This is a genomic window from Dietzia sp. CW19, assembly GCF_014145265.1.
GTDB classification, from domain to species: Bacteria; Actinomycetota; Actinomycetes; order Mycobacteriales; family Mycobacteriaceae; genus Dietzia; species Dietzia natronolimnaea.
In genome coordinates, this window is the sequence record NZ_JAALEE010000541.1 from 21,305 (window position 1) to 22,630 (window position 1,326).

At 68.7% G+C, this 1,326-nt stretch carries 2 protein-coding genes; both read right to left on the reverse strand.

Annotated elements, in window-relative coordinates; genetic code table 11:
- Positions 1-450 (reverse strand): single-stranded DNA-binding protein (locus G6021_RS15370; protein ID WP_241736605.1); only part of this gene is annotated, 450 nt, incomplete at its 3' end.
- A 168-nt stretch (positions 451-618) separates the two neighbouring features.
- Positions 619-1,326: cytochrome c oxidase assembly protein (locus G6021_RS17610; RefSeq protein ID WP_241736606.1), on the reverse strand; the 708-nt coding region annotated here is incomplete at its 5' end.

Consider the following 1,326-nt stretch of genomic DNA (forward strand, 5'->3'; position numbering starts at 1 on the left):
GTCCCGGGAGCCGATCTCCATGACGTCCTCCACGCCGTCCGCGCCCCGCGACTGCCCCGCCCCCTCCCCGTCGGGCGCGCTGCCGGGTCCCTCCGGCTGGGCCCTGCGCATGGTCACGTCCATCCGCGACAGGTCCGGACCCAGGGCGGTGACCCGCATCTCCAGGTCGCGCTGGATCCTGCCGTCCTTCTCGTACTCGTTGGTGAGAAGTCGACCCTGGACGATCACGCCGTCGCCCTTCACCAGCTTCCCCGACGCCCGCTGCGCCAACCTGCCCCAGCAGTTGGCCGAGAAGTACAGGGTGCCACCGGTCTTCCACTCCCCGCTGTCGCGGTCCTGGTAGCGGGTGTTGCTGGCCACCCGGAAGGAGAACACCGAGTCCTCTCCGACCCGACGGGTGGTGGGGTCGGTGATCACGGTGCCGCGGACGGTGGTGTGGGTCTCGTTCATGGTCTCGCTCCTGTCACACTCGGACCGACCGTGCGTCGGCCTCGTGCTCCAGAGCGTGCCCCACCTCGTCGTCGTCGTATCCCGGTCGCACCGCTCGCGGTGCCCGCCCTGTGGAGGGGCGGGAGGGGTGTGGAACGGGGGTCCCGACGACGACGAGGTGGGCGCCTCTCAGGCCCGGCGGTCGGCGCGGGACATCTCACCGAGCATCTCGTTATAGGCCTTGAGCTCGGCGTCGTCGTCACGATCGGCCTGCCGCTCGCCGCGCCGCGCGTCCCGCATGTCGCTCTGGTACCACTGCCAGGCCAGAGCCAACATGACGATGATCAGCGGGATCTCCCCCGCCGCCCACGCGACGCCGCCTCCGACCTGCTGGCTCTGCAGGAGGTCCGGGATCCAGGGGAGCCCGATCCCGCCGTACCAGTTCTCGGCGAGCACGGTCTTGTAGTTCATCAGCATGATGCCGAAGAAGGCGTGGAACGGCAGCGAGCTGAGCAGCACCATGAGCTTGTAGAGCGGCGAGAAGTGCCGCGGCGCCGCGTCGACCCCGATGATCACCCAATAGAACAGGTAGCCGCTGATGAGGAAGTGGACGTTCATGAACATGTGGCCCAGGTGCTCGGAGGCCAGAGCCTCGTAGAACCCGCCGAAGTAGATGATGTAGAAACCCGCCACGAACTGCACCGACGCGACGATCGGATGGGTGAGGAAGCGGGAGAGCGGGTTGTTGATGAACTCGACGATCCACTCACGCGGCCCGGGCGGGTTCCCGCGCCCCGCCGCCGGGAGCGCCCGCAGCGCCAGGGTCAGCGGCCCGCCGAGCGCGAGGAGCACCGGCACGAGCATCGAGATGAGCATGTGCCCCACCATGTGGCTGGA